General features: G+C 50.3%; 24 protein-coding genes, 1 tRNA gene, 1 pseudogene and 1 riboswitch. Of the genes and pseudogenes, 12 read left to right on the top strand and 14 right to left on the bottom strand.

The annotated features are described in order from the left end of the window. Window positions 1-9: 9 nt before the first annotated feature. Window positions 10-432 (bottom strand): nickel-responsive transcriptional regulator NikR, encoded by a 423-nt coding sequence (nikR, locus tag OXN82_RS04565; RefSeq protein ID WP_013295950.1) that lies wholly within the window; start codon window positions 430-432, stop codon window positions 10-12. 284 nt (window positions 433-716) lie between these two features. Here nikR and OXN82_RS04570 point away from each other — a divergent pair, with 284 nt between their 5' ends. Both OXN82_RS04570 and OXN82_RS04575 read left to right on the top strand, forming a co-directional pair. Then, entirely contained in the window at window positions 717-1121 is a 405-nt protein-coding gene (locus OXN82_RS04570) for an HPP family protein (protein ID WP_013295951.1), read from the top strand. A 133-nt stretch (window positions 1122-1254) separates the two neighbouring features. Beyond that, window positions 1255-1740 carry a hypothetical protein gene (locus tag OXN82_RS04575; protein ID WP_321210822.1) on the top strand — a complete coding sequence of 162 codons (486 nt, stop codon included), beginning with the start codon at window positions 1255-1257 and terminating at the stop codon, window positions 1738-1740. 24 nt (window positions 1741-1764) lie between these two features. On the opposite strand, the gene OXN82_RS04580 is transcribed toward OXN82_RS04575, so the two are convergent. The 5 genes from OXN82_RS04580 to OXN82_RS04600 all read right to left on the bottom strand — a co-directional run bounded on the left by OXN82_RS04580 (window position 1765) and on the right by OXN82_RS04600 (window position 6830). Beyond that, complete coding sequence (locus OXN82_RS04580) at window positions 1765-3297, bottom strand: phenylalanine--tRNA ligase subunit alpha (RefSeq protein WP_321210823.1); 1533 nt, start codon at window positions 3295-3297, stop codon at window positions 1765-1767. Window positions 3298-3330: 33 nt separating this feature from the next. Further along, complete coding sequence (locus OXN82_RS04585) at window positions 3331-4251, bottom strand: triphosphoribosyl-dephospho-CoA synthase (RefSeq protein ID WP_321210824.1); 921 nt, start codon at window positions 4249-4251, stop codon at window positions 3331-3333. Next, on the bottom strand, window positions 4251-5219 hold the full coding sequence (gene hemB, locus OXN82_RS04590; RefSeq protein ID WP_321210825.1) for a porphobilinogen synthase: 969 nt from the start codon (window positions 5217-5219) through the stop codon (window positions 4251-4253). The genes OXN82_RS04585 and hemB overlap by 1 nt, the downstream gene beginning before the upstream one ends. Before the next feature lie 113 nt (window positions 5220-5332). Next, entirely contained in the window at window positions 5333-6151 is an 819-nt protein-coding gene (locus OXN82_RS04595) for a 4Fe-4S binding protein (RefSeq protein ID WP_321210826.1), read from the bottom strand. Beyond that, window positions 6144-6830 (bottom strand): endonuclease III domain-containing protein, encoded by a 687-nt coding sequence (locus tag OXN82_RS04600; RefSeq protein WP_321210827.1) that lies wholly within the window; start codon window positions 6828-6830, stop codon window positions 6144-6146. Before OXN82_RS04600 ends, OXN82_RS04595 begins: the two co-directional genes overlap by 8 nt. Before the next feature lie 247 nt (window positions 6831-7077). Between OXN82_RS04600 and OXN82_RS04605 the strand changes: the two genes are divergently transcribed. The 3 genes and pseudogenes from OXN82_RS04605 to OXN82_RS04615 all read left to right on the top strand — a co-directional run bounded on the left by OXN82_RS04605 (window position 7078) and on the right by OXN82_RS04615 (window position 10093). Further along, entirely contained in the window at window positions 7078-7740 is a 663-nt protein-coding gene (locus OXN82_RS04605; RefSeq protein ID WP_147671786.1) for a TIGR00266 family protein, read from the top strand. A 34-nt stretch (window positions 7741-7774) separates the two neighbouring features. Further along, window positions 7775-8887: a chorismate synthase gene (gene aroC, locus OXN82_RS04610; protein WP_321210828.1), complete on the top strand. Its 1113-nt coding sequence runs from the start codon at window positions 7775-7777 to the stop codon at window positions 8885-8887. Further along, window positions 8877-10093 (top strand): annotated as a pseudogene (locus tag OXN82_RS04615) (threonine/serine ThrE exporter family protein). The gene aroC and the pseudogene OXN82_RS04615 overlap by 11 nt, the downstream one beginning before the upstream one ends. Here OXN82_RS04615 and OXN82_RS04620 read toward each other — a convergent pair. The 3 genes from OXN82_RS04620 to OXN82_RS04630 form a co-directional block, all read right to left on the bottom strand. Then, window positions 10075-10147 (bottom strand) — tRNA-Thr (locus OXN82_RS04620). The pseudogene OXN82_RS04615 and the gene OXN82_RS04620 sit on opposite strands and share 19 nt — an antisense overlap. 80 nt (window positions 10148-10227) lie before the next feature. Beyond that, on the bottom strand, window positions 10228-10995 hold the full coding sequence (locus tag OXN82_RS04625; protein ID WP_370005794.1) for an MBL fold metallo-hydrolase: 768 nt from the start codon (window positions 10993-10995) through the stop codon (window positions 10228-10230). 95 nt (window positions 10996-11090) lie between these two features. Continuing rightward, window positions 11091-12020: a DUF2121 family protein gene (locus OXN82_RS04630; protein WP_321210830.1), complete on the bottom strand. Its 930-nt coding sequence runs from the start codon at window positions 12018-12020 to the stop codon at window positions 11091-11093. Between the two features lie 123 nt (window positions 12021-12143). Here OXN82_RS04630 and OXN82_RS04635 point away from each other — a divergent pair, with 123 nt between their 5' ends. The 6 genes from OXN82_RS04635 to OXN82_RS04660 all read left to right on the top strand — a co-directional run bounded on the left by OXN82_RS04635 (window position 12144) and on the right by OXN82_RS04660 (window position 18299). Beyond that, complete coding sequence (locus tag OXN82_RS04635; RefSeq protein WP_321210831.1) at window positions 12144-14177, top strand: thioredoxin domain-containing protein; 2034 nt, start codon at window positions 12144-12146, stop codon at window positions 14175-14177. Continuing rightward, the gene (locus OXN82_RS04640; protein ID WP_321210832.1) at window positions 14178-16121 is read left to right on the top strand and encodes a copper-translocating P-type ATPase; all 1944 of its coding nucleotides are present in this window, start codon (window positions 14178-14180) and stop codon (window positions 16119-16121) included. Between the two features lie 72 nt (window positions 16122-16193). Continuing rightward, window positions 16194-16778, top strand: coding sequence for a rubrerythrin (gene rbr / locus OXN82_RS04645; protein WP_321210833.1), 585 nt, complete (start codon window positions 16194-16196; stop codon window positions 16776-16778). Between the two features lie 12 nt (window positions 16779-16790). After that, window positions 16791-17165, top strand: coding sequence for a desulfoferrodoxin (locus OXN82_RS04650; RefSeq protein WP_013295966.1), 375 nt, complete (start codon window positions 16791-16793; stop codon window positions 17163-17165). Between the two features lie 137 nt (window positions 17166-17302). After that, window positions 17303-17662 carry a VOC family protein gene (locus OXN82_RS04655; protein WP_321210834.1) on the top strand — a complete coding sequence of 120 codons (360 nt, stop codon included), beginning with the start codon at window positions 17303-17305 and terminating at the stop codon, window positions 17660-17662. Window positions 17663-17810: 148 nt separating this feature from the next. Next, window positions 17811-18299 carry a hypothetical protein gene (locus OXN82_RS04660; RefSeq protein ID WP_321210835.1) on the top strand — a complete coding sequence of 163 codons (489 nt, stop codon included), beginning with the start codon at window positions 17811-17813 and terminating at the stop codon, window positions 18297-18299. A 44-nt stretch (window positions 18300-18343) separates the two neighbouring features. Here the strand turns inward: OXN82_RS04660 and OXN82_RS04665 are convergent, their stop codons facing one another. The 3 genes from OXN82_RS04665 to OXN82_RS04675 form a co-directional block, all read right to left on the bottom strand. Then, entirely contained in the window at window positions 18344-19543 is a 1200-nt protein-coding gene (locus OXN82_RS04665) for a sodium:proton antiporter (RefSeq protein WP_321210836.1), read from the bottom strand. A 38-nt stretch (window positions 19544-19581) separates the two neighbouring features. After that, a riboswitch (Fluoride riboswitch) is annotated at window positions 19582-19644 on the bottom strand. Between the two features lie 65 nt (window positions 19645-19709). Further along, entirely contained in the window at window positions 19710-20882 is a 1173-nt protein-coding gene (locus OXN82_RS04670; RefSeq protein WP_321210837.1) for an MFS transporter, read from the bottom strand. Window positions 20883-20969: 87 nt separating this feature from the next. Beyond that, on the bottom strand, window positions 20970-21734 hold the full coding sequence (locus OXN82_RS04675) for a prenyltransferase/squalene oxidase repeat-containing protein (RefSeq protein WP_321210838.1): 765 nt from the start codon (window positions 21732-21734) through the stop codon (window positions 20970-20972). Window positions 21735-21841: 107 nt separating this feature from the next. Between OXN82_RS04675 and OXN82_RS04680 the strand changes: the two genes are divergently transcribed. Then, a complete protein-coding gene (locus OXN82_RS04680) occupies window positions 21842-24019 on the top strand; it encodes a DHH family phosphoesterase (protein ID WP_321210839.1) in 2178 nt (725 codons plus the stop codon). 210 nt (window positions 24020-24229) lie between these two features. Here the strand turns inward: OXN82_RS04680 and OXN82_RS04685 are convergent, their stop codons facing one another. After that, window positions 24230-24853, bottom strand: coding sequence for an endonuclease III domain-containing protein (locus OXN82_RS04685; protein ID WP_321212154.1), 624 nt, complete (start codon window positions 24851-24853; stop codon window positions 24230-24232). A gap of 42 nt (window positions 24854-24895) precedes the next feature. Continuing rightward, window positions 24896-25351, bottom strand: coding sequence for a GTP-binding protein (locus tag OXN82_RS04690; protein ID WP_013295975.1), 456 nt, complete (start codon window positions 25349-25351; stop codon window positions 24896-24898). Window positions 25352-25355 lie beyond the last annotated feature (4 nt).

The following is a 25355-nucleotide window of genomic DNA, read 5'->3' on the forward strand; positions in this document are numbered from 1 at the left end:
GACCCTTGCCTAGTGTTCATGCTCCACTTTCTGTTCGGTTGATGTGCTTGTGAGCCTTACGTGTTCAACACCCTTGAGCCTCATCATCTTCTCTGTGAGTTCACGGATCTTTGAAACGTCACCCTTGACAACGATCACCTCAAGGCAGTGCTTCTCTGTCATGTGCACATGCATAACCGCATTGATGTATTCACGGTAGTCGTGCTGGATATCCGCAAGATCCTCCATGACCCCGGTGTAGTGGTGGTCATAGATAACTGCAATTATACCGATTCGCTCTCCTTCCATTTCATTCATCCACTGGTACCTGACAATGTAGTCCTTCAGGGCATCCCTTATACCCTTGGACCTTGACTGGTAACCACGATCCCTTAAAACTTCATCAAACTCATTCAGGAGCTTTTTTGGTAGAGACATGCTTATTCGCATCATGGCTATTACCCCACAAGTAATTTTATATGAATTTATGATAGTATTAATCTAAAGTCATATTTAAACTTTTTTTAAGGCATGCAGTATTGTCTGTATGGAACAATCAGTTATTACATGAATAATTAACCTGAATATTTAAATGCATCGGAATGAAGGTCCGGTGCAGCGTCAACTCCAAGGGGCATGCATGGTATCCCGCCACCGGACAGTGCCAATGGAACAACAAAACATAAAAAGATGCCCCATCATAATATTATCCAGTGGAGTTTTTTGAGGGATTATCAATGAAAGTTAAAGAAGCAATGAACCCCGAAATAATAACGGTGAGCCCCGAGACAAGGCCCCTTGAAGCCTTTGAAAAGATGTACAAACACGGTGTCAGAAGACTCTTTGTGCTTGACGATGACGGTAAACCTGTTGGCGTTGTATCCTACACAGACCTCATAGGGGTCCTCGGATCAATAAAACCCGACAGCGAACACCCTGAGAGGGACCTCAAGGTGAGTAACATCATGGTGGATGAGGTTATAACCATCTCAGCCGACGACAACATAGAGGACGCCGCCAACCTCATGCTGAGGGCCGATATTTCAGGCCTCCTTGTGATGGATGACGATAAACCTGTGGGTGTGATAACAAAAACAGATATCTGCCGGCTGGTTGCGGCGGAGATACTGGTACCCTCCTGATTCAGAGGTACAGCAGAGGTTAATACACGATTCCCCTTTCATGATCGGAGATAATCCATACAGAGAATGGTGTGGACACTCCACACATCCATCCCCCTCTGATCAGAGATAATCCATACAGAGGAGGTAACCCTTGAAGATTATAACAAGAAAGGAGAACATGGTCTACAGGGAAATACGGTACATGCAGCTTGATCTCAACGCCCCTGTATCCGAGGAGATGCTTAAGAGGAACCTTGACCTCCCTGAACACGAATACCATGACATAGCAGCGAGCCTTGAGAAAAAAGGGCTTATATCAAGAGAAAACGGGAGGATAGCTGCTGAGAACCCTGATGAAGATGTGCAGGTAATGGAAAGTCAGGAGGAAGTCCGGGAAGCCGAGCTGAACCAGATAGAGGAGAAAACCCTGAAGACCATTAAGGAACTTGGAGGTGGAGGACCTGTTCCCCGTTACCTCCTTGAGGGCCACCTCCTCTATGGTCCCCTGGGGCTCAGCACAAGGCGCATGTACAACGTACTCCTTTCACTTGAAAATAAAAAACTCATAGAGATGGTGGTGCTGGATGACGGGGAATATTACCGCCCCTCAGCCCCCCATGATATGACCAGCAGCTGAACCATCATTTAATCCCCTGCAGGTCTAGAGTTTCAGATCATCCGTCACAGGGAGGCCCCTGAGCCAGCCAAGGTCGCTCTGGTATAGCATCCTTATATCCCTTATATCAAATCGTATCATTGCAAGCCTCTCGATACCCAGGCCAAATGCAGCCACAGGGGTCTCAACACCCAGCGGTTCGAGGACCTCTGGCCTGAACATACCCGCCCCTCCAAGTTCTATCCAGCTCTTCTTCTCAGGGAGGTATATTTCACATTCTGTTGAGAGGTAGGTGTAGGGGAAGTAGGCCGGCCTGAACCTCACCTCAAATCCCAGTTTCCTGTAAAACTCCCTTAGTATGCCCAGAAGGTTTCTGAAGTTAACATCCTCACCTGCGACGATACCCTCAACCTGGTGGAACTCAGGCAGATGCTTGTAGGTTATGGTCTCCCTCCTGAAAACCCTGCCAACAGAGAACATCTTGAGGGGTGGTTCATTCTCCCTCAGGAACCTGGCAGATACACAGGTTGTGTGGGTCCTGAGAACGCTCTGCATTGCAACGTCCCTGTCCCATTCATACTGCCAGCCCTCTGATCCGGTGGAGCCCCCTGTTTCATGGGCACTCTGCACCGCCCTCACAAGATCCTCATCCGGGAGTTCGGTTACTGGGGGATTTTTAACGTAGAATGTGTCCTGCATCTCCCTTGCAGCGTGGTCCTGGGGCTGGAAGAGGCAGTCAAAGTTCCAGAAGGCTGATTCAAGAAGTGGACCCCTTGACTCTGTAAACCCCAGTTTAAGGAATATGAGCCTTATCTCATCAATTATGCGCCTCAGTGGGTGCATCTTACCGGGATAAACCACAGGGTACTCTGCATCAATATTGTAACCCCTGTAGTGAAGCTTCCTCCAGGAGCCTGTCTTCAGGTGCTCGTGGGTGACCTGGGTGGCCTCCTCAGCAATCTCCACACCCCTCTCAAGGAGTTTCCGGCCCTCAGGTGTGAGTTCAATCCTGTGTTTCCTGACCTTTTTAATATCAACTATGCCCTTTCTCCCTGCAAGGTCCTTAAGGGCACCCTTTAAGTGTTCAGGAAGTTCCGCGCCCCTTATAGGCCCTTTATCAAGGAGCATTTTAAGGAGTTTCTCGTCATCTCCACTCTCAGGGGGTTTCTCCTGGGTGGGTGAAACCTTCCCATCGGCTATCCTTGCCCATCCCTTTCTCACAAGCCAGCCTATGGCGATCCCTGATTCAGCCTTATCAAGGCCTGCCCTTCTGGAGAGTTCGGACATCTCAAGTTCCCCCTCCCCGGAGATGATATCGATGACCCTCCTCTCTGGAAGGCCTTCAGTTGCATACACCTTCCCGTCATCTGTGAGTGATATTGCTTCATCTACCTCCTTGATGACCCTCACAAATCCCCTTGATTCAAGTGCGCCCGCTGCACTCATCACGGATTTGATATCCATATTCTGTGACTCTGCTATCTCCTCTGGTTTAAGGGGTTTATCTGAATCTTCAAATGCCTTCAGGACCTTTTTTTCGTAAATGTGAAGCTGATCGATTACCCTATCAGGATCCATATCGATTCCTCCGTAAACTGCTCAATCCAGTTTTTAATCTGTGTTCTGAATAAAATAATCAAGAAGACCCACCATTATGGATGACGCTGTAAGATCCGCTGTTGTGCCCGGGTTTAAACCGCTGCTGTGGAGTTTCCTGTCAAACCTTTCAACACGTTTAAGCCCCGCCTCTGTGAGCACACCGCCCCTGTCAACAATCTCGGCGGCCTCCTCTGAAACCTCCTCTGCTATTTTTTCATCATACTTCCTTGCTATGAGGGTGTCCGGGAACCTTGCAAGTATTGTGAGGAATGTCTGGACAACTGCCCGGTTCATCCCATGTTCCCTGACGGTCGCCTTGAACACCGGGAACCCGACATTGAATGTGACTGGCATCCCCGACGTGAGTTCCCTTGCAATGAGGTCCCAGTCAGAGGACATCTTCAGTGTATCGAAGAGTGTGATTTTCTCATCGAGTATCCTCTGCTGTGATGCAGGGTCATTAACATCGAGGCCTTCATGTTCACCCATACCCCCTGGATTCGCAGCAGAAATGGCTCTGTAGAGATTAACAGCATCTTCAGGTGTTGTCTGAAGTATTAACCTGTTCACCTGTTCCCTTAACCCCTGCAGATCCCCTTCATCAACCATTCCTGCGGCTGCTGAGAGTGGTGTAAGGAGCATGACTATACCCAGGTTTGTGTTGGTGGAAACCCATTTCCCGGTATCCTCCACAGCCCTCAGTATGAGTTCCCCCAGTCCAATGGCTGAGAGATCCAAACTATCCCTCAGATCGACACCCCTTCTAGCTGCAAGGCGCATGGTATCCCCGATGACTATCCCGCTCACCAGGAAGTCCTCATAGACCATGTCATCAAAGTCGCGGGTTCTGTGGACGTTCCCTGGTTTCGGATAGCCGCTGACCTCCAGTACAGATGCTATCTGGGCTATCCTTGAAACATAGAGGGGGTCCACTAGATCACCCCCAGAAGTTCCGGTGCGAAGTGTGAGATTATAAGGTCAGCGCCTGCACGTTTTATTGACAGGATAGACTCATATATCGCCTCTTCAGTAAGGTATCCGTTATCTATGGCCGCCCTCAGCATTGAATACTCTCCGCTCACATTGTAGGCTGCAAGGGGGACCCTGAATCTGTCCTTCACAGCCCCTATCACATCCAGGTATGCCAGGGCGGGCTTCACCATCAGTATATCGGCGCCCTCCTCAAGGTCAAGTTGCGCCTCCATGAGGGCCTCGCTGACATTTGCAGGGTCCATCTGATATGACCTGCGGTCACCGAATGCTGGGGCTGAGAAGACCGCTTCACGGAATGGTGCGTAGAATGCGGATGCATACTTGACGGCATAGGACATTATCAGCGTGTCACTGAAACCTGCATCATCCAGGGCCCGCCGTATAGCTGCAACACGCCCATCCATCATATCTGAGGGGGCAACCACATCTGCACCGGCCTCTGCATGGGAGAGGGCTATCCTTGCAAGGACATCAAGGGTTTCATCATTGACAACCTCCCCATCAACGACGATACCGCAGTGGCCATGGGTTGTGTACTGGCAGAGGCAGACATCTGTCATAACAACGAGTTCTGTCTCCTCCTTCAACCTCCTAACGGTCCTCTGCACAGCGCCATCAGGGTCATATGCTGATGAGGCAAGCTCATCCTTGGTGGATGGCATGCCAAATAAAAGGACAGCTGAAAGCCCCTCATCCTCAAGTCTGGATGCCTCAGAGACCGCATCATCCACAGAGTACCTGTACTGTCCAGGCATTGTGTCTATGGCCTCACGTTCACCCCCTTCAAGTTTTTCACTCACAAAAATGGGGTAGATGAGGTCTGATGAGTGCAGCCGTGTTTCTCGGAGAATGTCACGTATCTGTGGACTCTTCCGCAATCTTCGCATCCTTTTTGTGGGAAACTCCATAATATCACTCACAGGTAACTCTTAAAAGATTGAACAGAATAAATATTACATTTTCACCGCTAAAAAACATAACGCCCGGACGCTGTACTGACCTGAAGGACGTTTCACTGACATCACGATTCAACGTCCACAAGGACCTCAACCCTCCTTACAGCCTCATCAACAGCATCAGGATCCATAACTACTTTCAGGGCATCTTGGGGGCACCTCTCAGCGCATCTTCCGCATATGAGGCACCTCCCGGTATCATGGTGTGCTCCCCCTTCACTGATGGCACCTGTAAAACATGCCTCCTCACAGCGCCCGCAGAGAACACAGCTTTCAGCGTCCCTTACGATACTGACCCCCTCCATTGGTGTTATGGACGACGCTATGTCCTCAGAGAGGAGGGGAGTCATCCTCCAGAGACAGCAGCATTCACAGCAGTTGCAGACAGAAAGTAATTCATCGTGTGGGCCTGAATTGAGCCAGACAGAGTCTATCCTGTTTCTACCTATTATATGGACCAGGCCCGCCTCCCTGCACCTTTCAATGTGATCAAGGGCCTCCTCCTTTGATATGAGGCCTCCAACCTTATCCGATATCCTCAGTGCCCCGGGGCCCAGGAAGAGACAGCCGAGATCATGGGGATAGTCACTGCAACCGGATGAAACCCTGCATATACAGAAGTCCATCCTGAATATGTGCTTTGAGCGAAGTATCATCCTCCTTAAAACATCTGATGGCAGCACGGTACTCTCCGGTGGCTGAAAACTCCTATTTACTTCAACCGACGCGTCCCTGGGTATGACCTGTATATCGTCCCCCTCAAAGAACAGTCTCCTGACAATTTTCCTGAAGGTATCTGACCTTTTGGTGATCCTTGCAAGTTCAAATCTCCTCTGGAACGTTCTTTTTATTATTGCAATGCTCAGATCAGTGAAATCAATCACCTGAATCACCATAGAGTCTCTGTGGGAGGGGATCCCCCTCACCATGAACCCGCCCCCGGTAATACAGTTTTCCGTGCCTCACAATGAGGGCATGGTACTCCTGAAAGACCCTGAAATCAGGTTCAAGGTTTTCTTCAAAGATCCCCTTTATCACCGAATAGCCCTCATCCCCCTCTATAATGCCGGTATGGGATAACATCCTCCTTGTGTACGCATCAACCACGAATTCAGGTTTTCTGTATCCATAGAGGAGGATGGAATCCGCGGTCTCATATCCAACACCCCTTACCCCCAGGAGCTCCTTCCTGGATGGGCTGGTGCCCTCAAGGGAGATGAAGAACTCTGAAATCCCCCTCAGGTATGATGCCTTCTGTCTGTAGAAACCGGCACATCTGATGGCACCCTCAAGTTCATCGTCATCAGCTGCAAGTATATCCTCAGGGTCAAGGGCACCCATTGATGCGAGGTTGCGGAGTGCAGCTGCAGCTGAGTCCCATGACGTGTTCTGGGTGAGTATTGTCCCCGCCATCACCTCAAAGATTTCGGTCTCAGATGATGGTGGAGTGTAGTCGCCAGGGTGGTACCTGAGTTTGAGGGTATCCCTATCAAGGAGCGGCCACCACCCCTGGGGACCATAGAGTTCCATGAGCACCCTGTAGATATCCATGAGCACCTTCATGTATAGGGATAAGTATGGAGACCACAGTTAAAGGTTTAGGTTACAGGCACTGATAGCATGTGGAGGTGTCGCGCCGACTCACCATACTGGAATAGAATGCTGCACCATCACACACCACACACCTCAGATTCTTCAGATCCACAAACACACCGGCCTCAGCTAAGTCAGTTCACAAATTCTCTGGAAAATCTGCACACATCGGCTTCAGCTGATCAGTTTATTAATTAAAAGCTACACAGATAAGTGCATGAAATATGAAATCATAAACAGACCAAGTTACAGTATGGCAAATATCCAGCTTGCAAGCGGTGAAGCCATAAAGGCAGAGGCCGGTGCAATGGTGAGTATGAGCTCCAACATAGAGATCCAGACCGAAACAGGGGGTCTTCTGGGGGCTGTTAAGAGATCCATGCTTGGAGGGGAAAGTATCTTCCTCAACACCTTCCGGTCACAGGGAATGGGTGAGATACAGCTTGCACCATCATATCCAGGAGATGTTGAGGTCATTGAAACCCATGAGACACTCTATGCTCAGAGCGGCTCATTCATGGCGGCTTCAGAGGATGTGGAGATAGATACCAAATTTGGGGGTTTCAAAACATTCTTCGGAGGTGAGGGCCTCTTCCTGCTTAAAGTGAGGGCCTCCGGACCCATATTCCTCTCAAGTTTCGGGGCAATATACCACAGGGAACTTGTGAATGAGAGGTTCGTGGTGGACACAGGCCACATCGTAGCCTTCACAGAGGGCCTTGACTTCCATGTGCGAAAGATCGGAGGACTTAAAAGCACATTTCTCAGTGGAGAGGGACTTGTAGCCGAATTTGAAGGTACAGGAACCGTTTACATGCAGACAAGAAGTGTTGATAGCTTCGTTGGATGGTTAATACCCATGCTCCCCTCAAGGGATTAAATCGATGAATTCATAACTCCATGGTGGTGATTCGGTGGCTGGGAACAGTACCGGCAAAGTATTCAGGGTTACAACCTTCGGGTCCAGCCATGGACCTGCACTTGGGGCGGTTATCGATGGCTGCCCCGCAGGCCTTGAACTGAGTGAAGAGGACATCCAGAGGGAACTAGACAGGAGAAGACCCGGTACGAGCAGTTTAACCACCCCCAGGGGTGAAATGGACAGGGTTGAGATACTTTCAGGGATATTCAAGGGTAAAACAGACGGGACCCCCATAGCCGGAATTGTCAGGAACCGTGACGTTGACTCTGCAAGTTACAGTAACCTCAAGTCGGTGCCAAGACCCGGCCACGGCGACTACACCTGGAGGGCCAGGTTCGGCCACTATGACCACCGTGGAGGTGGCCGTGGAAGTGGAAGGGTAACCATTGGACACGTGATTGGCGGGGCGGTTGCAAAGAAACTCATCGGAACCCATGGTATCCAGGTGAACGCACACGTGGTACAGGTGGGTGACATCAGGGCAGACCGGGTAAACCTGAAACTGATAGGGGAGTACGCAGAGAGAAACCCCGTTAGATGTGCTGATCCCGCTGCGGCCAGGTTGATGGAGAAAGCCATCCTTGATGCTAAGGAAATGGGTGACTCTGTTGGTGGAGTCGTTGAGGTTGTGGCGCTGGGGGTGCCGGCCGGGCTTGGAGACCCTGTCTTCAGTAAACTTGACGCTGACCTTGCAGCCGCACTCATGGGTATCGGGGCTGTGAAGGGTGTGGAGATAGGAATGGGATTTGAGGTTGCAGAACACCATGCCAGTGAAATAAACGACGAGTTCTACATCGCTGGCGGTGAAATAAGGACAACCACCAACACCTCAGGGGGTATACTCGGGGGTATATCCAGCGGCATGCCCATAACTGCAAGGATAGCTGTGAAGCCCACACCATCAATATCGCTGCCCCAGAGAAGCGTCGACCTTGAGAGGATGGAGGAGACCGGGATTGAGATCCATGGAAGGCACGACCCCTGCATATGCCCGAGGGTTGTGCCGGTTGCCGAGGCCGCAGTTGCGATGGTCCTTGCAGACCACATGATAAGGGCAGGTTTCATCCACCCCACAGATATAAGCAAGCAGAAAAATGACGGATAAACTGGTGGAATTCCTTGAGGAGCTCAGCAGGGCGCTTATAGCCTCAGGAAACTCTGTTTCCGAAACTGAAAGAATTTTAAGGGGCGTTGCAGAGTCACAGAATGTGGAGGTTGAGGTTTCGGTCCTCCCAACCATGCTGATAATCAAGGCTGGCGGGGAGACATCACGGATGAGCCTTGCAGCCCAGTCACCCGGTGTGATGCCTCTCCACCAGGTTACAAAGATTTACAGGCTCATTGACGATGTCAGGTCAGGCGGGACTGAAATCAGCGACGCAATTGATGAACTCAGGGAAATAGTGGGTGGACCCCACAGGTTCGGGCGCATGGAATGTTCCTGGGGTACCTGCTTCTCTCGGTGGGGATAGCCTTCCTGATACAGCCTGATCTGAACCTTGTGGTCTACTCCTCCCTTCTAAGCGTGATATCAGGCGCGCTGATAGTGCTGGGTTACGGTAACAGGAGGCTCTCCCTAATCATGCCTGTACTTGCCTCCTTCACGGTTTCAGGTGTTGCATTCTTTCTGATAAGGGCAGGGGCCGTCACAGGTAACCTCACCCTCATTGTACCCCCACTCATATACTTCATCCCGGGGGTCACCCTCACAACGGGCATATATGAACTTGCAAGCGGTGAACTGGTATCAGGATCCAGCAGGGTGATATACGGCTGCATGCTCCTTCTGCTCCTGGTATTCGGTGTTCTGATGGGTATGCAGATCAATGGATTTCCCCAGGAAGAATTCGCGGCAATCAAAATTTCAACACTTAGTTACAGTCCCTACATTGGCGCTGTGCTCTTTGCGGCTGGAATATACCTCTTCCTATCGGTTTACAGAAGCGATTTTCCCTGGATACTCCTTGTGCTCTACACGGCACTTGTTGGTCAGCAGCTTGGAAACACCATGGGGGGTGGGCTTCTTGGGGCCTTTCTGGGTGCCCTCTCCATGACCCTGGTGGCGAGGGCCATTGAGATGGCCGGTAAAACCCCACACTTTGTCACGCTCTACCCCGCCTTCTGGTTCCTTGCACCGGGGTCCATAGGGTTCATAGGACTTGCCAATCTCCTCGGGAAGAACTACCTGACCTCCATTGCTGAGATAACACTCTTTTCAATGACGGTGATTGCAATAGCCCTCGGACTCCTGGTTGGAGCCCTTCTGACCGAACCATTCCATGAAAAAATAAGAGCCCCGAGCGGGGATTGAACCCGCGACCTCGGGATTACGAATCCCGCGCTCTCCCACCTAAGCTACCGGGGCATGTCAAGAATTAATGCATTTTTATTATATAAAATTTTGGTGCTCCAGGTTCTCACCTTTCAGCACCATCTCAGGCAAAATCAGCGGATCATGTTAAAAATGCCGCTCTCATCCAGTTCAATTTTCATCCCATCCCTCGCTGCCAGTGTACGGATCCCTGTGACCTCCTGAACCCTGAATGCCTCCATTTCAGGGTCATTGAGTATCATCTTCATTCCAAGGTGGCTCATCACCGCAAGTCCCGGTTCAACCTCCTCAACGAGTTTTATGAAGTCATCGGTGCACATGTGACCCCTTATATGGTCATTCCCGGGCCTTATGACGCTTGCTATGAGAACATCCGCGTCCCTGTGGTATTCTGAGAGCCCATCAAAGTATTCTGTATCCGATGTGTAGGATACTGTAAGATCACCAGCCCTCAGTTTGAATCCCACCCCTGTGGGGTCTCCATGCACGGTCCCTGTACCCATCACCTCAATCTCCCCTATCTCCACGGTCTCGCCGGGGGATAGTGTCAGGCAGCGAGATTTTCTCTTGTGATAATCTGATATGCAGGGACCCCAGTCCCTGTAGCCATCTATGACACTCACACTACCCACAACAGTCCCGTTCTGGCGGGTCATCCCCCTTGTCATCGCCTCTATGAGTACCTCGGCGTCGGTGTAATGGTCAGTATGTGAATGTGAGACCATGACTGCATCCAGTTTTCTGGGGTCAGCATCGAACTGGTAGGACCTCACAAGGGCACCCGGGCCGGGATCCACATGGATGTTCATTCCACCGATTCCATCAATTCTAAGTCCGCCGGTCATCCTCTTCTGTGTTATGGTGGCGAAATCGTCCGCCACCACTCCCCAGAAATGTTAGCCTCATTTTATATCACCTATCTATGTAATGGGGGGAGATTATAAAAATCTATTCCCCTGACGCATTTCCTAAAACCCTATTCCTCAGTGCGGCAGATTATGACGTCGCACTCAAGTTTTATGTCCCTTCCGTCCACGCAGAGGTTCTCGTTCCTCACAGCGACCCTCTCACCTGCAGCCACCGCAACATCGTCTGAGAGCCTCATGAGAACATTCTCACCGGGGCCTGCAACACGTTTCCATCTGGTGTCGTAGGCCTCGACACCATCTGAAAGTTTTACCTCAACATGGTTGCCGTCCTGACTGATTACACGGCCAACCTCCCCCTCAGTGAGTATTCTGGATGCCAGTTTCATCTCCTCTCTGCGATCAAGCATCTCCTGTTTAAGTTTAGCCCTCCACTTCTGGAGGAGCCGGACGTCCCTAACGATTGTATCGCTGAGAAGCTTATGTGCGCTCCTCTTATCCAGTGAGGGGCTCTTCATGAATATATCATATTTACTGCCAACTGAGGGGGTTCTGGATGAAACGTAATCCATGAGTTCCCTGAAAAGATTTTCAACCTCCTTGAGGGTCGTCTTTGTCTTCCACCTCTTCTTAAGGAACCTGTTTGTCAGTTCCTTGGCCACCTTATTTCCAAAGACGATTATCGCAGTTTCACCCTTCTCCATGCTGGTTATCCTTGAGCCTGTGAGATCTATTATCTGATAGGCGCCTGTTGTTGCGTATATCCTTCTCCTCTTTGTCTCGAATGGGGTTTTCTGGCTTATCTCACCAACAACCACATCCCCCAGGCTTCTCACCTTGGCTGTGTCATCTGTGACCTTTATACTGACACCAAGCTCCGACGCCCTCCTGTGGAGTTCATCGTCACTCTTTATCTTCCCACTGTATAGTTCCTCTTCAAGCTTTTCCCTCTTTGATTTATCCCCAAAGTAGGCTATTCTGCGTTTGTCTCCTGCTATCACGCATCCCCTGGTACTTATGTATGTTATGATGAGACTCATTGTGGATCACCCAACAGGTACCATATTTGATTGGGGAAATAATAAATGATTCGAATCCCCACAGCAGCCTGCCTCTTAATATTAATAAAGCCGGATCAACATAATTGATGTTGAGGGGAGGAAATGAAAGGTAAAGAATTCACTAATTCTCTGATAAATGAAAAGAGTCCCTACCTGCTTCAGCATGCCCACAACCCTGTTAACTGGTATCCTTGGGGGGATGAGGCATTTCAGCGGGCAAGGGAGGAAGAAAAACCCATATTTCTATCCATAGGCTACTCAACATGTCACTGGTGCCATGTGATGGCACGGGAATCCTTTGAGGACCCTGCAATCGCAGACATACTCAATGAAAACTTTGTTGCCGTGAAGGTGGACAGGGAGGAGCGCCCTGACATCGACGCCATATACATGAAGGTCTGCCAGATGATGACCGGGACAGGTGGCTGGCCCCTCACAATCATCATGACACCTGAGGGGGAACCATTCTTTGCAGGAACCTACTTCCCGCCCGATGACCGGGGCGGTGTACCCGGTCTCAGGACAATCCTCGAAAGGGTGGTTCTGCTCTGGAAGAACGACCCGGATGGAATAGCAAAAACCGCCATGGAGGTTGTCAGTGCCCTTAAAAAGTCTGTGGCGAAGGCATCCAAACTCAAACCCGAAACCGTGGATGCGGCGTATGAGTATCTAAGGAGGAACTTCGATACCCGGAACGGCGGTTTCGGATCCTACCAGAAGTTCCCGACACCCCACAACATCTACTTCCTCCTGAGGTATCACCTGAGGCGAGGGGATGATGAGGCCCTGAGGATGGTTAACCTGACCCTCAGGAGGATGAGGTACGGGGGCATATATGACCAGCTGGGCTACGGATTCCACAGATACGCGGTTGAACCCACGTGGACTGTGCCACACTTTGAGAAGATGCTCTATGATCAGGCGCTGATACTGAAAGCCTACCTGGAGGCCTTCCAGGTTACCGGTGATGATCTCTACAAAAAAACCGCCCTTGAGATTGTTGAATACGTTCTTGGAAACCTCCAGTCCCCTGAGGGGGCTTTCTATTCAGCTGAGGATGCCGAGAGTGAGGGAGTTGAGGGTAAGTACTACCTCTGGAGGGCCTCTGAGATACGCGAGGTCCTGGGGGATGACGCAGACGTTGTAATGCGCTACTTCAACGTCCTTGAGGATGGAAACTTTGCAGGTGATGTGAGGGGGGAGAACATACTCCACATCGGCTCCCCAGAGAGGGTTGCAGATGAGTTCAACCTCACGCCTGGTGAGCTCAATGAGATCATAGAGACTGCAAGAAGGCACCTCCTTGAGAGGAGGATGGAGCGACCGGCCCCCGCACTGGACGATAAGATATTAACGGACTGGAACGGCCTTATGCTTGGGGCCCTTGCAGCGTGTGGGAGGATCCTCGACAGCGAAGAGGCCCTGGCCGCCGCAGAGAGGTGCCTCAAATTCATCATGGACAACCTGCACGTGGATGGTGAGCTTCTTCACCGCTACCGTGACGGGGACGCTGGAATAGACGGGAAGCTCGATGATTACGCATTCCTCATCTGGGGACTCCTTGAGATGTATGATGCCACCTTCAGGGAGGGTTACGTTGAGATGGCCCTTGAACTATCAGAATCCCTTGAGAATAGATTCGGTGCCCCTGATGGTGGATTCTATTCAACCGATGACCCCAAGCTAATAGTAAAACCCATGGATGCGACTGATGGTGCTATACCCTCAGGAAACTCTGTGCAGATGCTTAACCTCCTGAGGCTGGGGGGCATCCTCGAGGATGATGATCTAACAGAATCTGCCAGGGACGTAATGAGGGCCTTTGCCGGTGAGGTTGAATCTGCACCGGCAGCCCACACATTCCTTCTCTCCAATTTAGAGTGGGCCACCAGTGGCGGGAGGTCACTCACCGTCGTCTGCAGCGGAAACCCCATTATACCCCTGGAGCTCAGGAAGAAACTGATACCCGACTTCACCATTACCGTTATGCCCCATGACTGGCCCATTGCACCTCCGCACCTCAGGGATAAGGGGGCTCCGTCTGAGGGCTGCGCCTACTACCTCTGTGATGGCAGCAGATGCTATCCCCCGCTGAATGACCCCAGAGACGTCCTGAAACAACTGGGGGTGATCTAAATGGAAATGCACAGACACCATGAAATGGAATACAGGAGGCGGTTCATTATATGCCTCATCCTCACCATCCCTGTTATCCTGCTTGGTGAACTTCCCACAGGGACCGTTCTGGTAAGCTTTGAGGGTAGTGAACTGGCTGTTCTCATCATATCATCCATCATATTCTTCTATGGGGGCTACCCCTTCCTGAGGGGATCCCTGAGGGAGATCTCATCCAGAACACCCGGTATGATGACCCTCATCGCAGTGGCCATAACCGTGGCGTACATCTACAGCCTGGGGGTACTGGCGGGCCTTGATGGTATGACATTCTTCGTTGAACTTGTAACCCTCATTGACGTCATGCTACTGGGGCACTGGATCGAGATGAGATCCGTCCGAAGCGCCTCAGGGGCCATTGAGAGGCTTGCAAGGCTTATCCCCAAGAAGGCCCACCTCCTGGTCGACGGGAAGGTTGAGGATGTGGATGTGGCCGACCTCAAACCAGGTGACATTGTGCTTGTGAGGTCAGCGGAGAAGATACCCACGGATGGAACCGTGATAAAGGGGGAGTCCCATGTAAATGAGGCGCTGCTCACAGGGGAATCAGTTCCCGTCAGAAAGTCCCCCGGTGACCGGGTTATTGGGGGTTCCATCAATACCGGAGGCTCCCTGACCGTGGAGGTGGAGCGTGTTGGTGAGGAATCATTCATCTCCCAGATAATCCAGCTTGTGGGAACGGCCCAGGAGGGAAGGACAAGAACGCAGGTGCTGGCAGACAGGGCGGCATTCTGGTTAACACTTGTTGCCCTTACAGGGGGGGCCCTCACATTCACAGCGTGGTACGCACTTGGTATGGGAGCCTTCTTCTCACTTGAAAGGTCAGTGACGGTCATGGTCACCGCCTGCCCCCATGCCCTGGGACTTGCAATACCCCTTGTGATAGCGGTATCCACCGCAATCTCAGCAGGAAGGGGGATACTCATAAGGAACAGGGAAGCCTTCGAGAACGCCATGAACCCTGATGTTGTTGTCTTTGACAAGACAGGAACACTGACTGTGGGTGAACTCGGAATAACCGATGTCATATCCTTTGACCCTGAAATGGATGAGGGGGAGATACTATCCTATGCTGCAGCCGTTGAGTCAGCCTCCAGTCACCCCATAGCCAGGGGTATAGTTGAGGCCGTGGATGAGGTGCTCCCTGTGGAGAACTTTGCGGCGATAGGTGGAAGGGGCGTCATGGGGCATGTGAACGGCTCAAGGGTGAAGGTACTCAGCCACAGTTACACAGAGGAACTCGGACTCATGGTCAAGGACCCCCGGGTTGATGAACTCATGGAGCAGCCAAAAACCACGGTCTTTGTAACCGTGAATGATGAACTCAAGGGCTGCATTGCCCTTGCAGACGTCATACGCCCAGAGGCAAGGGAGGCCATCAGGATTCTCAAATCAAGGGGTATAAGGTGTATGATGTTAACCGGTGACAGCCAGAGGGTCGCCGAGTGGGTTGCCTCTGAACTTGGCATTGAAGAATACCAGGCCGAACTCATCCCCAAGGAGAAATATGAGGTTATCAGTGATCTGCAGGGTGATGGGCTGAGGGTTGCCGTGGTGGGTGATGGTGTCAACGACGCCCCTGCCCTTGCACAGGCAGATATAGGAATAGCCATAGGTGCCGGGACCGACGTGGCTATTGAGAGTGCCGATGTGGTGCTTGTGAGGAGCAACCCCCTGGATGTTGTTGACCTCATGGACCTTGCATCGGCCACCTACAGCAAGATGAAGGAGAACCTGATCTGGGCCACAGGTTACAACGTCATAGCCCTCCCCCTTGCTGCCGGGGTGCTGTATGGTCAGGGCCTTATCCTGACTCCGGCCATGGGGGCCATTCTCATGTCTGTAAGTACCGTCATAGTGGCCCTCAATGCCAAGACATTCAGCTTCAGGGGACAGAGCGGTTAGGTTCACATGCAGAGAACATAAAATGAAAGGATTTAATATGAGTTGGTGGCATATATTAGATGGGTGAAAAAAATGAAAAGGACCCTGGAGAACCTTACAAAGGCCTTCATTGGTGAAAGCCAGGCTAGAAACAGGTACACCTTCTATGCGAAAATTGCAAAGAAGGAGGGATTCGAGCAGATATCCGAGATATTCCTGACCACCGCGGACAATGAGAGGGAACACGCCAAGTGGCTCTTCCGCCTCATAAATCAACTCAGAGAGGAAGCAGGGGATGAGCCCGAGTCCATTGTTGTGGATGCCGAGGCCCCCCTCATACTTGGAAGTACCGATGAGAACCTGATAGCTGCCATTGCAGGTGAGCACTACGAGAACAGCGAAATGTACCCTGAATTTGCCGATGTTGCAGAGGAGGAGGGGTACCCTGAGATTGCCAAGAGGCTCAGGGCAATAGGAGAGGCAGAGAAGCACCACGAGGAACGCTACAGGAAGCTCCTTAAACTTGTTGAAACAGGCAAGGTTTACAGGAAGGATGAACCTGTGGTCTGGGTCTGCAGGAAGTGTGGCTACGTCCATGAGGGGACAGAGCCCCCAGAGAAGTGTCCATCATGTGACCACCCCGCCAGGTACTTCCAGGTGAAATGTGAGGAGTACTAGAAGGGAAGCCACATGACAGAAAGGAACCAGATATTCCGGTGCAACGTCTGCGGGAACATCGTTGAGGTGCTCAACCCCGGTGCGGGTCAGCTCGTATGCTGCAACCAGCCAATGGAGCTCCTCGTTGCAAGAAGGACAGATGTTGGGCCTGAAAAGCACGTGCCCGTTGTTGAGAGGAGCGGCGATGGAATCAGGGTTAAAATTGGCGAGGTACCCCACCCAATGGAGGAGAACCATCACATACAGTGGGTAGAGGTCATAGCAGGGGAAGAGGTCCACAGGAGGGATCTCAGTCCAGGTGACAGGCCAGAGGCTGAATTCCCTGTTGACCCTGACTCAGAGTTCATGGTGAGGGCCTACTGCAATATACATGGACTCTGGTACTGAGATGGTCCAATCAACCCTTAATTTTTTTAATCCATAGAATGAATTTTGCTGCTCTAAATTTAAATAGGAAGTATCTGGGCATGTATTAGTATCTACGGGATCCTCTGGAGAGTTTTTATGGAAGGAGGCTTTATTTTATGAAAATTAAGTATGTAACAATGATAGTTGAAGATATGGATGAATCCGTCCAATTTTACAGGGATGTAATGGGTTTTGAGGTGGATAGCCACTATGACCTCGGAGATCATGGCGAGATAACCCTCCTCAGGGGTGATGGAGAAACCATGGTGGAGCTCATAAGGAATCCCATCAATAAACACGGACTATTCTCAGTGGGAATGGACGTTGATGACCTTGAAGTCACACTAAGGGAGCTGAGATCCCGTGGGGCAAAGGTTGTAATGGAACCAACACCCATAACGGTGGGAAAACTTGCATTCATAGAGGACCCCAATGGGGTGAGGATAGCCCTGATTCAGCACATGGACAGTGAGTGAAGATTAATTTACAGACTATCTGACTCCATACCAGTGAAGAATCCTGACACCATAAACCCATAGTTACAGACCATCTGGCTCCATAACCACCAGAAAAACTGACCCCTAAACCCAAAACTTTTATTTTTCAAATTATAAAATCCTCTCCATGAAGCGGATCTATCTTATGGCACTCCTTCTTCTTACCGTGAGTGTGAGTGGATGCATAACTTCAGGAAACAGCAGCATCAACCAGCTCACCCCCCAGATAAATGACCATATAAAGAAGGGTGATGCTTATTTCAATGAATCAGCACTTGCAGCAAACAGCTTCAAACTGGACGAGGCGCTTTCAAAGTGTGAACTTGCAGAGAGTGAGTACAGTTCCGCAAGGAGCCTTGCATCCGAGGCCCTGGGTCATGCTAAGGATGCAGGTGACCCCATAGTGGTCAACTACATCGAACTACTGGTCTCTGAGCTGGAGGCAAAACTCAACGCCACCTACCAGCTTAAGAATGCCATACAGATGTTCACACTGAACGATACCGAGAGCGGGAACTCCAATATAGAACTTGCAAATGGTTACATGCTGAGTGCAAAGGAATTTGAAAGAAAAAGACAGGAAATTGTAAATAAAAATCCTGAGAGGTTCAGTTAACCCACAGTACACACTTTTTATAAACCTGAAAGGTTCAGGTCCCCTTATGGGGCCCCTTCAACCTCCAGGAACCTTTCCCCTGTGATCCTAACAGCCAGCGATCCCACGGGTGCTGTGAAGAGTATGGCAAGCACCGCCATTGCGAGTATTGTCTGACCCGCTGCAACCCCCGCAGCAAGGGGTATTGCACCCACAGCTGCCTGCACAGTAGCTTTTGGTATGTAAGCTGCTATACAGAATACCTTTTCCCTCAAATTAAGGTTGGAGCCCCTGAGTGCCAGTAGCACACCCATACTCCTTGCTGCAAGTCCCAGGAGTATCACTGCAAGTCCCAGGAGACCCACCTGGAATATGAGTTTAACGTCAACCGCTGCTCCCACAAGCACGAAGAGCAGTATCTCTGCAAATATCCATACCTTGTTGAATTTCTCAGAGAGTTTGAGTCCTGTTTCAGGCATCCTCTCAAGTATAACAAGTCCCGTTACCATCACACCAACAAGTGCGGCTATCGGGACATGGGCACTGAGTATATCCCCTGCATTTTTAAGAAGTATTGCAGCGCCCAGGATGATGAGCGTCTTCTCAGTGTTTCTTATCTCAAATTTCCTGAAGAGATACACCAGGGCAAGGCCCAGGGCAAGACCTGCAACTATACCTGTCAGAATGGATATCGGGACCCCAAGGGCTTCAACAAGGAAGTTAACCTGCTGTCCCTGATACATGCCCAGGAACACCGAGAAGAGGGTTATTGAAACAACGTCATCCACAGATGCACCTGTGAGTATAATGGTGGGTATGCCCTTGGCTGTCCCCATCCTCCTCTCAATGAAGGAGAGCATCTGTGGGACTATAACCGCAGGTGAAACCGCTGCTATAACAAAACCAAGGATACCCGCCTCTATGAGTGGAAGCCCCAGTATGTAGTGGGCCGCGAACATCACGGCGAAACCCTCAACCACGTCGGGTATGAAACTCATCTTAACCGCTGTCATACCCACCTTTCTGAGGCTTTCAAGGTTTATACCGAAACCAGCCCTCAGAAGGATTATTATGAGTGCTATGACCCTGAGGTCCGGTGAAACGTCCATTATACTCTTTGATATCAGGTTCAGTCCATGAGGGCCTATCAGCATACCAAGTACAAGCATCCCCAGGATTCCAGGTATTCCGATACGGTTGAATGCCCTGCTGAACAGAAGGCCAAGTAAGATAATAACAGCTACGCTGAATGCAACATACTCCAAATTGATACCTCCATCTGGAGGATAGCTCCTCCTACATTTTTTCTGCAGGAGTCATCAGCCAGAAAAAGCGTTTAAAGGTGGACTCCATCACCTATAGGTTGAAGTTTCAGACTGATTTTATATAAGTTTTGCGGTTGCTTTTATCTGGAACCTTCCCCCTATCTTTTCAATACCACCTGCCTTTATCTAGAATCTTGCCCTCCATCCTTTCAATACCAGCTATTACAGCTATGGCAGCTGCCTGGGTTATAACTGAAAACAGGACAACCGCGGGTATCCATACACCATAGAGGTAACCCATAAGAAGGCTTCCTGAAAACCAGGCAACCCCGAACACCATGTTGAAAGTCCCGTAGGCTGAGCCCCTCCTCTCCGGTGGGGAAAACCTTGAGACTGCAGCCCTCATAACAGACTCCTGGGCACCCATACCCACACCCCAGAGTGCCGCGCCAGTAACCGCTGCCAGTGAGCCGCCAAGGAAGGCTAGGGGGGCATAGAGCATGGATATGAATACTGCAAGGGCCATGACCCTGAAACCATACCTGTCAAAGTACCTTCCAAAGATGAGCGCTGATACGGCATCTGTAAGCATGGCAAGGGAATAGAGGACAGGAATCATTGAGGGTTCCAGAACCCCGCTCACTCCAAGGTGGTAACCCACAAGGGGAAAATCAGCGTAACCGAGGGCTATGAAACATACAGCGAGCATATAAATCCAGTAGGAGCCCCTGAATGATGTGTAATCAATCCTGGTTGAGGTTTCAAGTTCACCTGGACGCGGGAAGAGGAGGTAACCTGCAGTTAGAACTGAGAGCGCCATGACCGCTGGAACTGCAAGGACCAGGAACCCCTCCCTGAAGCCTCCGCCAAGTGCCAGAACCATGAAAACTATGAAAGGTCCTGCAACAGCCCCGATCTGGTCAAGTGCCTCATGTATCCCAAATCCAGTTCCATGACCCATAGTGGAGGAGGCATATGATAAAATAGCATCCCTGGGTGGTGTCCTGAGGCCCTTACCCATCCTCTCAATTATTATCAGGAGAACCGCCACCTGCCAGTTACCTGCAAATGCAAGTAGAGGCACGGCGATCAGGTTGATAATGTAGCCTGCAAATGTTATGAACCAGTACCTCCCTGTTCTATCTGAGACATACCCTGAAAGGAACCTTATGAGGTACCCGGAGAGTTCACCGAACCCTGCCGCAAATCCAACCATGAATGCGCTGGCGCCGAGGAAGGCCATGAATGGCCCTGTTATTCCCCTGGCACCCTCATAGGTCATGTCAGCAAGGAGACTCACAATTCCAAGTATAATTATGAATTTAGTTGCCCTATTCATGATAAAGCCCCATCAGAAAAATGAATTTCCCTCCTCTTCCAAATTTAACTGCTTGTAAATCCTGTAACAGAAAATGATAATCACCACTCAACGCCCAGTGAAAAGCATGTAAACCGCCCTGTAGGTGTACTCAGGTTCAGATATACCCATATAAAGTGACCTCCTGAACCCGCCATCAGGGTTTCTCAGTTTCAATATGAAGTCCTCCACGTCATATTTCCTTCCCCTGAGGATCTCATTGAGTCTGAATCCTGCGTAAACCGTCTCAAGGTAGGGTGGATAGGATAGGGGTGTAAAGTTCCACCCACCATCACCCCAGCAGGAATCAGTAAATTCAAGCACATCCTTCCTGCTGAAACTCACACCATGGGCCTCCAGTATCTCAACTGCGAAGTGGGTGTTTATGATGTCTGAGCCGTACCTTCCAAAGCCGCCGTCATCGTTCTGAAGCGAAAGAACCCATTCAGGGACCCCCTCAAGGTACTCGCCATGGAGGCGGAGGACCGAATCCATATAATACGTTATCTCAAGCTTTGATTTCCTGTAGGACCTTCTGAGAAGATCTAGAAACCTCTGCTTTACCCTGAATTCCCTGCCATAATCAGCCAGCAAACTGCACCTGTAGAAAAGTCCCTGTGCAGCAAAGCTACCCCTTGAGTGCAGCTCCTCAAGCCAGTCAAGGGTTCTCCCAATGTCAACAGGGAGAGAATCAATCACCTCAAGGGACTTTATGGCGTAATACGTGTTTTTAGAGTCAGGAAGCCCCTCATAAAGTGTGTAACCCCCTGATTGGTGTCTCCTCCTGTCAAAAAAGTTAATTATCCCCTCAGCTATGGGTGATGTCCCCGACATGTTATTCCTCCGGCTCCACAACAATCAAATATAAATAATGAACACCGCCATTATATAATAAGTTCCTGTTATTTATCATTAAATAAATCGTTTCTATGAGGAATACCATGATCCAGTCATGTAGTGAATGTAAGGGTAAGGGTTACCGTGTTAAAAGTTACAAAATATGCAGCGCATGCCATGGGACAGGCTACCAATCAACAGAGGATATTAAGGACCACTTCAAGGGTGTGTCAAACACTGCAAGGCAGAGATTCGACCTTGAGGAGGCCCATGACGTACCCTGCGAGGTATGCAGGGGAAAGGGTGAGGTCGAGGTGAGGGAACCCTGCCCCGCCTGTGGGGGTAAGGGTGAGGTTAACATATGCCCCTCATGTGGAAAGAGGATAAGTGGCAGGGACGAGTACTGCCCTGACTGCCAGAAGAAGGAACACGTCTACGTCCTCCACCCTGCGTGCACCATCGACGACCTTGAGGTCGGGAGCGTATACAGGGGAAAGATAACGAGGATAGAAAAATATGGCGTATTCGTGAGCCTCAACAGCCATGTCTGGGGGCTCATGAGGGGCCTGTTCCCTGACCACAGGATCGGTGACGAAATATTCGTCAGGGTATCCCATGTGAAGCCCTATAAGGGCGAGGTTGACATGATACCTGCCAGTATAAAGGGACCATATGAGATCGTTAAATTAAAAAAGGACCTCCCAAGGACAAGAATAGCTGATATAGACACCAAGAGTCTTGGTAAAACAGTGAGAATAGTGGGTGAGGTCATACAGATACAGCAGACCTCGGGACCAACAATATTCACAATCTCAGATGAGACAGGGACAACCTGGGCAGCGGCCTTTGATGAGCCGGGCATAAGGGTCTACCCCCACATCCAGATAGGACACATAGTTGAGGTTATAGGTGAGGTTAACCAGCACACCGGCAAGATCCAGATAGAATCAGAGTCCGTTGAACGCCTCATAGGAAAGGATGCCGCTGAGGCAAGGAGGCTCATCGATGAGGCAATTGACAGGAGGGCAGAACCTGAGAGGAAGGACCTGCTCATAGAAAGCGAAACCCTTGAAAAACTGAGGCCGAAACTCATTGAAGCAGCCAAGGCCATAAGAAGGGCAATATACGATGGAAGATCCATACTGGTAAGGCACCATGCAGACGCCGATGGTATATGTGCTGGTGTGGCCATAGAAAAGGCAGTTGTGCCCCTGCTGAGGGAACTGAACCCCAGCACAGATGCAGAGTGGCACTACTTCAAGAGGGCCCCAAGTAAGGCCCCGTTCTATGAACTGGAGGACGTGGTGAAGGACCTCTCCTATGCACTTGAGGACCTGGAAAGGCACGGGCAGAAACTCCCCCTCCTTGTGCTCCTTGACAACGGGTCGACAGAGGAGGACATACTCGCCCTCATGAAGGCAAAGATATATGACATCGAAATAGTGGTCGTGGACCACCACTACCCAGGTGAGGTCACCGATGGAAGGGTGGAGGTTGATGAATACGTTGACGTGCACGTGAACCCATACCTGGTGGGTGGGGACTCCCAGATAACGGCTGGTGCCCTTTCAGTGGAGATAGCCAAGATGATAAACCCTGAGATCACCGAGAGGATCCTGCACCTCCCTGGCATTGCTGCTGTGGGGGACCATGCAAACTCCCCTGAAGCCGAAGGTTACATTGAACTCGCAGGTGAGCGGGGCTATGAACGGGATGAGCTTGAAAAAATAGCAGCCTGTGTTGACTTTGAGGCTTTTTACCTCCGATTCATGAATGGAAGGGGCATAATAGACACCATCCTCGGCCTTGGAAATCTTGATAAGCACAAAAAACTGGTGGACGCCCTCTACAGGGAATACGAGAGAAAGGTTGATACCCAGCTCCGGGCCGCGATACCCAACCTCAAATCCACGAGGCTCCCCAATGGTATACTCTTCAATGTCCTTGACGTTGAGAAGTACTCACACCGCTTCACCTTCCCTGCCCCCGGCAAGACCTGCGGCTTCGTCCATGACTACATGGTCCAGAAGCACGGCGAGGAGACACCAATAATCACCCTTGCCTATGGACCGGATTTCGGGGTTATAAGGGCAACTGACGCTGTGAATGAGAAATTCGGGTTCAACCTCAACGAGATAGTCTGGGAACTGGCAGAGGAGATTCCTGAGGCGGTGATCGATGGGGGTGGACATGAATGCGCAGGGTCACTCAAGTACATTGAGGGCCTCTCAAAGAAGGTTTTATCGGCCTTTGCAGAGAAGGTGGCGTCCCTCAGGGAATAAAAAATCAATTAAAATTTGATATTTTTTCCCTGTAACGCTCTGGGAAACTAGATCTCTAGATTTTAATTTTGAAAGTAGATTGATTCTAAATCTTATTTTAATTGATCAGATATCCTTCATATGCTGAAAAAGTAAAAAATTAGATTGATTCTAAAGCTTATTTTAATTAATCAGGGATTTCTCATGAATGCCTGAAAAAAGTAATTACTCCTAAACATCAGGTTTTTCCCTTTCGTCCATCAGGCTCTTATAGTAGTCGCATTCATCTGCAATGGGACATTCCTCATGCCTTGGACCCACTGGCCTGCAGATGTCCTGTCCGAACTGGACCATGAGGTCATTGAGTTCTATCCAGTATTTCCTGGGTATGACCTCCATGAGGGCCCTCTCGGTCTCCTCAGGTGTCCTGGTGTTCACGAGACCTATTCTGTTTGATATCCTGTGGACATGTGTATCAACAGGGACCGCTGGCTTATTGAATGCATATACAAGCACACAGTTTGCTGTTTTCCTCCCAACACCTGGAAGTTTAAGGAGTTCAGCAATGTCATCAGGGACCCTCCCCCCGTATTCCTCAAGGAGAATCCGCGAAACCTCCCTGATCCTCCGTGCCTTGACGTGATAGAATCCAGCCTTCCTTACAAGCTGCTCCAGTTTCTCAACCGGTGCATATGCAACGTCCTCCATGGTGGGGTACTCAGAGAACAGCCTGGCGGTTGCCTCATCGGTGTTCTCGTCCCGGGTCCTCTGGGAGAGTATTGTCCTTATGAGGACACGGTAGGGGTCCCTGTCCTCAAAGACCCTGAGGGAGTAGAGGCTCCTAAGACCCTCCATTATCCTGTCAATATCCCTGATGGATACCACCGGAAAAAAGAATCAGTTAAGTTTCTGGAGCAGAAGCTGAAGACCGTCCATCAGCCCCTCACCCTCGGTTGCAATGGTGGGCAGAACATCCACATCCCTGTCAATCTCAAGTTCAGAATCATCAAGGTCCTGTTTATTTGAGAACACAACGTATGGGATGTTTTTCTCCTCAAGTTCTGCCATTATCTCCTTCTCAGCCAGGGTTACCCCCCTTGAGTTATCCACCACTATTATGGCGGCATCAAGGCCATTGGAGATGATCTCAAGCATGAACTTGAACCTCTCGTGGCCGGGTGTTGCAAAGAGGTGTATCTTCTCACCGTTAACGATGCAGTTACCATAATCCAGTGCCAGTGTTGTGCCCTTGTACTCAACCTTTGTTATCTTATCACAGAGCTGCTCAAGGGTGGTTGTTTTACCGGTATCATAATCCCCGAAGATTACAACCTTTGTCTCCTTATTTTTCATTATA

Origin of the sequence: Methanothermobacter sp. DP (assembly GCF_026692625.1) — an archaeon.
In the GTDB taxonomy this organism is placed as follows: Archaea; Methanobacteriota; Methanobacteria; order Methanobacteriales; family Methanothermobacteraceae; genus Methanothermobacter; species Methanothermobacter marburgensis.